Annotated in this window: 6 protein-coding genes; 3 read left to right on the plus strand and 3 right to left on the minus strand. The window is 50.3% G+C overall.

Annotation, left to right across the window (positions count from 1 at the left end):
- Window positions 1-1,503: hypothetical protein (locus RTK01_RS14650; RefSeq protein WP_312281682.1), on the plus strand; the 1,503-nt coding region annotated here is incomplete at its 5' end.
- A 419-nt stretch (window positions 1,504-1,922) separates the two neighbouring features.
- On the plus strand, window positions 1,923-2,228 hold the full coding sequence (locus RTK01_RS14655) for a hypothetical protein (protein WP_312281683.1): 306 nt from the start codon (window positions 1,923-1,925) through the stop codon (window positions 2,226-2,228).
- On the opposite strand, the gene hutH is transcribed toward RTK01_RS14655, so the two are convergent.
- Window positions 2,209-3,744 (minus strand): histidine ammonia-lyase, encoded by a 1,536-nt coding sequence (gene hutH / locus RTK01_RS14660; protein WP_397352983.1) that lies wholly within the window; start codon window positions 3,742-3,744, stop codon window positions 2,209-2,211. The two genes, RTK01_RS14655 and hutH, sit on opposite strands and share 20 nt — an antisense overlap.
- Window positions 3,745-3,757: 13 nt before the next feature.
- On the minus strand, window positions 3,758-5,356 hold the full coding sequence (locus RTK01_RS14665; protein WP_312281684.1) for a BCCT family transporter: 1,599 nt from the start codon (window positions 5,354-5,356) through the stop codon (window positions 3,758-3,760).
- Window positions 5,357-5,699: 343 nt separating this feature from the next.
- On the opposite strand from RTK01_RS14665, the gene RTK01_RS14670 reads away from it, so the two are divergent.
- Complete coding sequence (locus RTK01_RS14670; protein WP_312281685.1) at window positions 5,700-7,370, plus strand: sigma 54-interacting transcriptional regulator; 1,671 nt, start codon at window positions 5,700-5,702, stop codon at window positions 7,368-7,370.
- Between the two features lie 80 nt (window positions 7,371-7,450).
- Here RTK01_RS14670 and RTK01_RS14675 read toward each other — a convergent pair.
- On the minus strand, window positions 7,451-8,432 hold a 982-nt coding region (locus RTK01_RS14675), incomplete at its 5' end, for a sigma 54-interacting transcriptional regulator (protein WP_312281686.1).

Raw genomic sequence — 8,432 nt, forward strand, 5'->3', positions numbered from 1 at the left:
ACTGAATTTGAGGCGCTCAAGGATTCCGAAAACTGGCCTTTCGGTGTCGATATGACCTTGGACGGGATGCCGGTTCCTATTCACAAATTCTCAGCCAGCACCGTAAATGAAGCTTTAAAAGAATATATGGGCATTTCACAGGGTGATCTTAGCGGAGTGGGAATGGATGAACTGATTTATCTGAAGGACTATGACGCGTACTATAACTTTACCAGTGATGCCGGGTTTGCCTACTTCACATACACAAGCGGTGAACGGCAGGGCGATATTGTACGCCTGTTTTGCGAAACTGCGGCACTCACACTGAAAATACAAGACGGCAGCTTATTGATTGTGTCGCATCAGCGTATCGGGGATGCACCCGGTGAATCCTACGATCAAGCGCAAGATGATATTACCTTGCTTGGTCCAAATGGAGAAAAATGCCCCCTGAAACTTGGCATGAGCGTGGATGAGGCAACGAAAAAGCTGGAGGCGGCAAATATCAATCTGAAAGGCGACTATACTGATGAGTTGTTTAACGAGGAATATTCCCTTTGGTTTGCGAAAACTCCTGTTGAAGCGGGGCCGGAAGAATGGGTGCTAAGCTCAGTATCGGTAAAAAACCCCAAGATTGAAACGGCGGAAGGTCTCAAAGTTGGAGACGCCGAGAGTCAAATTGAGCAGATATATGGGCCATGTGAATCCATTGAAAGAGATGAAACCGAAGGGCATGAGTACTATTCTTACGACAAGAACAATTATATTTTAAGAATATCATCCGGCTCCGGCGACGCCATTTCCGATCCGAATGCTCCTCACTATGTTTTTGATTGGACAATTTCCTCTAAAGAATACTCGAATCAATATTTTTCGGGCGAAGCAGAAGGCAATGTACCATTACCCGAAACAAGCGTACTGCTTGCAAGCCTGCCGGATGATCAAATTTATATATACGGTTATAAAAATGATTTTAACACGACCGGCGGATATGACGGTCTGTATCTTTCCATTAACGGCGTCAACAGATACTATGAATGGATGAACATTGAAAAAGACTCATTTCTGCCGGAGCTTATTCTAAAAGACATCAACGGCGACGGAAAGAAGGAACTGGTTGTGATTTTGACAATCGGCGAAGGAACGGGCGTCAATCAGAAAACTATCCATGTGATCAATCCCCAAAATTTCGTTGAGACCAACGTAACAGATCCTTTGGACATCATCGAGAAATATACTGATACATCAATCGTCCATGAAAACGGTTCCGTGACAGTAACCGTTCAGGTGAATGGGCAGGATTCCGTCATCACTTTGCCGGAGGACTATGCTCAGGAATGGGGAGAGGAGAAGGCGTGGTTTGGCAGTATCGTTACTTACGAAGTGGATGGGTCTATGCTTAAAGCGATAGTTCCTGCTCAAATCTCCATTACGGTTTTTGCAGGAGAAATCGTGATTACATATGCCTTTGACGGAAGCCAATACGTGATGAAATCAATCGAATATATTTCAAACGAGTTATAAAAGAGGCGCTGAATATGGCTGCGAAGGCGTGTCGGCAATGAAAAAGAGAAAATCAAAAGTTATGTGTAAAGTAAATTGGTAAAGGCGACAGAGTGTTAGCAAAATAAAACAAAACGCACCGTGGAATTACAATTAAGTAATTCCACGGTGCGTTTTTTCAATTGATGGAACAACAATGTGTCAGAACAAACAGCAGGTGGCGTCAACTCGTTACCGTACAAAGAAGGCGTGGTTTTGCATCACCCAATATCTTCGGCAGCGTTTGATTTTACTGGTATAGTGGCGTCAATATATTAGATTTGTGGGGTGAGCGAGACGGATTCAATTTACTCCGTTACGTGTTGGTGTTCTGAGCTTTTGCCTTACAGACCATTGACCTTTCTCTTATCAGAGATACGACTTTCGGGGTGGTATGCGCATTGCCGACGGTTTATTTGCAGAAGTCCCGTTTGCGGAACAGGGACCGTAGCAGTACCATCCACCCCCAAGAGAAGGACACGGCAGGCAGGCAAGCCAGTAATATCGCCTTCACAGGGGAAATTGCGGAGAAGCAAATCGGCCCGAAAAAGATGAGAAATGTCACCACCAACATGGTAAGCAAAGTAATTTTCTCTTTTTTTGAATTGGGCGGCGTCAAAAAAATCTTTAGCAAATCCATTTCAACTTGTTTTTTTGCCCTTCCACGCATCGTTGTTCACTCCTTTTTTAGTGCAGCGGACCGGTGACCCGTTCCACTGCTTTAGTCAGTTGTCCTGTGTGAATCAGCTCCCGCAAGGCCACAATGTGTGGGTAAAGGAATATATCCTTATCCATAACAGGCACCAGATTCCCCACTGCTTTCAGCGCAGCGGCGCTGCCCTCTCCCCGGTTTAAATTGATATCCAGAAATTGCTGCGCCTGATAGCCGGAAAGCAGTTCAATCGCCAGAATATACTCCAGTTTTTCCGCCGCGGCACCCGCCTTTTTGCAGGCGTTGTAGCCCATGGCCACGTAATCTTCCTGATTGCCGCAGGTGGGCGTATTGTCGATGGTGGACGGCGTGGCCAGCATTCTCAGCTCGTTCAGAAGACCGGCCTGCGTGTATTGGGGAATCATCAGCCCGGAGTTTAGGCCCGGTTTTTTGATGCAGAACCACGGATAGCCAGACAAACTCTCATCAATTAGCCGGTTGTTGCGCCGCTCTGACATCTTAGCAAGCCCCACGGCGGCGATACAGGCGCTGTCCATCTCCATCCCCACGTAGGATGAGTCCGCGTTGCAGGCGGAGATTACGGCCTCATTCCCGTCCTCCGGCCAGATGATGGGATTATCGCAGCAGGCGTTCATCTCGATCTCAATTGCCGCTTTCGCGTCCAACAAGGTCTTTTTTGCCGCGCCGTGAAGCTGGGGGATGCATCGCAGAGAGAGGGCATCCTGTACCCGGCTGCCTCGGTATTTCTCCATAATACCGGAGCCCTTCAAAACGGCACGGACATTTTCCGCTGTCCGGGTCTGATCGGGATGGGGGCGCACCTGCATTACTCGAGAATCAAAAGCGTCCAAAACGCCTCGGCTGGTCTCTAATGTCAGCGCGCCGATGATATCGGCGGCTTTGGCAGCGTTCAGCAGATCCCAAATGGCCAGCGCCGCCATGGCGGTAGACGAGGTGGTGCCGGATACCAGTGCCAGCCCCTCTTTGGAGCCAAGGACGAGAGGGGTCAGACCTGCTTTAGCCAAAGCCTCGCGGCCTTCCATCAAGTTGCCGTTCAAATAAGCCTTTCCTCCGCCGATGAGAACCATGGCCATGTGAGCCTCCGGGGACAGATAGCCTACGCTTCCGTCCCCCGGAGCCCACGGCGTTAACCCCAGATTCAAAAAATTCCGGTACTGCTCCAGAACGGCAATGCCCACACCGGAGTAACCCTGCCCCAGATTTTGCAATACCATCAGCATGGTTCCCCGTACTCGTTCGATTGACAAAGGTTCCCCCACGGACACGGAATGGGAAAGCAGGATGTTTTCCTGAAGCTGGGCGGTTTCCTTCTTGTCGATGGCCTTGGTACACAGTGCTCCAAAACCAGTGGTTACGCCGTACATGACTTTTCCCTCGTCCACCCAGCGCTCCACCAGAGCGCGGGACCGCTTTACACGCGCCTGATATTCGGCAGAAAATTCCACCGAAGCTCCGTCCCGGGCCACCGCGATAAAATCCATCAGAGTGATGGGCGCGCCAAGGACGACAGTTTGATTTTCCTTTTTCACACGATGCCTCCGCTTACTCGACTTTTTCGGGTGCTGCGGCAGTTTCAGCGGCTTGAATATCGAGCTTCGTAGCCGGATCGAAGAAAAACACCTTCACTGCGGAAAACACCTGAAGAATAAAAATAGCCAGAACCACAAAGCCGCCGCAGGCCGCCAGATATTTTACACCGTCCACGCCCTGCGCGCCGCCGCCAAAAGCAACCATTATGCAGGCAATCAAACCAAGGTGCGCGCCCCAGACAATTTTCTGCCAAAGGGCCGGTTCCTCGTCGTGCCGCGCACCCTGCGTGCACAGAGCCGAGATGGTGGTGGACATGGTGTCCGCTGTGGTGGAGAAGGCTGCAATCAAAGTGATAATAATGGCCGGAATCAAAATGGAACCCAGAGGCACATGCTTTAGGAACTCCCATATGCCGGCGACTGCGCCATTGGACTGAATCGCGGAGATGATATCCGCCTTGCCCGCGATCTGCCAATTCAGCGCCGTGCCGCCCCAGACGGCAAACCACACAAAGCCGAATGCAGAAGGAAGCATCCAGTTGATGACCAAAAACTGCCGAATGGTTCGGCCATATGCGATGATGGCAAAGAAAATGCCCATCAGCGGCGCGTAGGCAATCCAGATTGCCCAGTCATACATGGTCCACCATGTTACCAACGCGGAGCCGCCCACAGTGGAGGGATCAAAGCCCCACATCCAGAAGCGGTCCAGCCAGTAGCCAAGGCCCACGTTGGCCATATTAAGGATGTAAATCGTCGGCCCGATGATAAAGAGCAAAATCAGCAAAACATAGAAAATTTTTGAGGTCAGACCCGCCAGCCACTTGATGCCCTTATCAATGCCTGTGACGGATGCGGCGGTAAAGGTCACGGTGATGATCGCGGTGAGAATAAACCAGACAAGCGGTCCCTGAGCAATGCCGTAGGCGGAAGAAAGGCCGGTGCCGATCAGCGCCAGACCAGCGCCCAGAGAGGCCGCGAGGCCCAGAGCAATTGCCAGCACGGAAAGCACGTCAACCAGAGATTTCCAAAAGCCGTGCATCACCTTTTCACCGAACAGCGGCGTGAGGGACGCGGCCACAGACAGTTCCTTGCCCCGGTTGAAGTAGAGATACGCGATGAGCACACCGGACAGGGCATACATGGCGTAGGGGATGACTGTCCAGTTATAAAAGCAGCGGCCCATGGAAAAGTATGCCGCTTCATTGCTGAGAGCCGGAATCCCATAGCCATCCAGTTCTCCGTAAATATTGCCGAAATAAATTAGCACCTCATTAACGCCGTAGGTAATCAGTCCGGTTGCAATGCCGCCGGTGAGGGTCATAGCAAACCAAGAGCCAAAGGAGTGCTTTGCCTTTGCCTCCGGTCCGCCCAGCCGAATGTTGCCCAGCTTGGAAAAGGCCAGCAGGCTGATGAGCAGCAGAGTTCCCATGGCTACCAGTTGATAGAGCCAGCCGAAATTGCCCAGGGACCATCCAAAGATGGCACTGGCAACCTCTGTCAGCCACGCATTGTTGACGACCCCCAAAATTGCGGCGCCGCCGATCACCAAGAAGCAGGGAACGAATACGCTCCAACGGACAGGTTTTTGCGCGGTGGTTTTTTCGCTCATGACATGTTGTTGTATGGATCTGACGCTAAGACGGCAGATCATACGCTCCTTTCCTCTTTTCAAAAATAAAAGCAATTTCCGTGCCGGCTTTGTGCAATTTTAAAAAGCAAAGTGAAAAAATGATGGTAAAAAATTAGATTTTCCTTGCAAATTCTGCGTTTTTTACAAATAAAATTTTTTTCTGGCCACGACTTTTACGTGACTAAAAATAGTCTGTATTTGTTTTTATTAAAATAATATCTGCAAAAAGTGCCAAACTATTTTGCATATCGCAAAATAGTTTGGCACTTTCCTTGACGCGTTTTACAAAGTCGTGCTATGCTTAAAACAAGGAGGCGATTTTTTGGAGTTTTACGATTTTTATTTTCTTTTGGAAAAAGACGGAATGATCGACCAAGTGGTGTGGGGAAATCCACAGGCACGGGAGATGTACCAGCTTCTGTTTTCCGACTGGGCACTCCGCAGACACAAACCCGCAAAGGCATTTTCCCTGCCGGACGGGGCGCACACGGGAGAATTTGTCTGGGGCAAGGATCACTTTTTCTTTGAAAAGCTTCCAGCAGAGAACGATAAGACGTATCTGCTTATCAAAAAGCGAAATGATTGGGAGTGGCTTATGACGCAGGCCATGAACTATATTTTGCAGGGGATTCAGATCTATGACAAAAATGCCTGCGCGGTCTTTTTTAACAAGTCCAGCCGGCAAATTTCTCAAATTCCGGACGATCTGGCTGTGGGCGGGCGGCATCTGCTGGACATGTATGAACTGAGCGAGGATATCAGTACTGTAATGACCTGCCTGAGAACGCAGTCCCCGGTCGTCAACCGAGTGGATCACTTCACATCCAGCAACAGCGTCTCCATTGCCACCGCAAATACTGCCTACCCAATCCTGCGCGGCAAGGAACTGGTGGGCGCCGTGGTGTTTGAACAGAGCAGCAGCATCGTAAATGCCGACGCCCAGAGGATTGAAGAAATTGACAGAGCTTTAAAGCAATATGCCCAGCATACCCAAACCGTCCGTTTTACCGGATATACGTTTGAACACATCATTGGACACGGGCCGAAGCTTCAGGAGGCGGTGGAGCTGGCCCGGAGGGTGGCCCCGCGTGGAAGCTCTATCTTATTGGTGGGGGAGACTGGAACGGGCAAGGAGGTCTTTGCGCAAAGCATTCATCGAGCAAGCAACCGCCGGGACAAGAAGTTTGTGGCGCTGAATTGCGCCGCCATTCCGGAAACGCTGATTGAGAGTTTGCTGTTTGGGTCTCAAAAGGGGGCGTTCACAGGGAGTGAGAGCAAGCCGGGTTACTTTGAGGAAGCCGAAGGCGGCACACTCTTTCTCGATGAACTGAACTCTATGAGCCTAAGTATGCAGTCCAAGATTCTGAGGGCCATTCAGGAAAATACGTTCCGCCGGGTAGGCGGGCAGAAAGACATTCAAATGGATGTGCGCATCATTTCCTCTTGCAATGAGGACCCGTTTCAGGCCGTTGTGAAAAACGAGCTTCGCAAGGACCTTTTTTACCGCTTGTCTACCGTGATGATCGAGCTGCCGTCTCTGCGAGAGCATCTGGAGGATCTGGACGAGCTGATTGCCTATCGGCTCAATACCACGTCGTTCCAGTTTGTTCACACGTTTTCTCAAATTACCCCGGAAGTTCGGCAGCTATTCAGCGCCTATGCATGGCCGGGCAATGTGCGGGAGCTGTTCCACGTGCTGGATTATGCCCAAAACGTCACGGACGATGATGTACTCAAGGTGGAGTATCTACCCAGTTATCTGCGAAAGCAGCAAGAAACTCAGCCGGAGTTTGTGGAACCGGTCAGCGGCAGCGACGCTGCTACCTTCCCATGGGAAGAGAACCTGCAAAGCATTATGGACACTTATGAAAGCAAAGTTCTGCGTGAAGCCCTGGCACACTATGGGTATAACATCTCAAAAACTGCCGATGCATTGGGTCTTAGGCGGCAGAGCCTGCAATACCGTATCAACAAATATGGCATTATCATTTGATGTGGAAAGCAGATACGGTTACGCTCGTATTGGCGTCGGACGTTGCGGGCTTGGCGGACAAACGCCTCTTCGCCGCTTGTTTACTCCGGCAGGCCAGCCTTTTTAGCGCTCTTAATATTCAACTGCTTCGCCTTGCGCACTAGCGTGGATTGGGACATCCCGAGGATCTTTGCGGCTTTATACGTACTTTTATAATTGGATAGCGCTTCGGAAATCATCTTTTTTTCCAGTTGGTCCACTGCCTCCTTCAATGAAAATTCGGAAGCCGACTCCGTATTTGTGTCCATATTCAGCTTCCCGCTGAACACCGTTAAAATCTGCTGTGGCGTGATGGCATTTCCGCTGGATACGATCACCAATCGCTCTACCACATTTTCCAATTCACGCACATTTCCCAGCCAGTCATGCTGCTCCAGCAATATGACTGCCTGGCTGAGGAAAAATTTTGAGGTTTTATATTTTTTGTTAAACTGCATCAAAAAGCTGGAGGCCAGCAGAGCGACATCCTCTCTTCGCTGGCGCAGGGGGGGAATCAGAATGGGTACTACATTCAGCCGATAATAGAGGTCGCACCGGAATTTGCCTTCGTTTACCTGCTGAAGAAGGTCCCGGTTTGTGGCGGAAATCACCCGGACGTCAATTGGGATGTTGTGCGTGCCGCCAACCCGGCGTATTTCCCGCTCCTGCAAAACGCGCAGCAATTTTGGCTGTAAGTGAATGGGAAACTCCCCAATTTCATCCAGCATGATGGTTCCGCCGTCCGCCACCTCGAACAGGCCGATTTTTTGCTTGAACGCGCCCGTAAAAGCGCCCTTTTCATAGCCGAACAGCTCCGACTCCAAAAGGTTTTCGGGAATTGCGGCACAGTTGACCGAAATAAAGGGGCCGTCTGAGCGGAGGCTTTTATTGTAGATTTCCTTTGCGACTACTTCTTTTCCAACGCCGCTTTCCCCTGTGATTAAGACGCTGGCATCGGATTTCGCAATGACGGAAATCAATTTGCGCAGGGAAATCATCTCCTTGGAATTTCCAACCAGATTGGTTGCGGCTTGATTATCTCTC

The sequence above is a fragment of the Oscillibacter sp. genome (assembly GCF_031978065.1).
In the GTDB taxonomy this organism is placed as follows: domain Bacteria; phylum Bacillota; class Clostridia; order Oscillospirales; family Oscillospiraceae; genus Oscillibacter.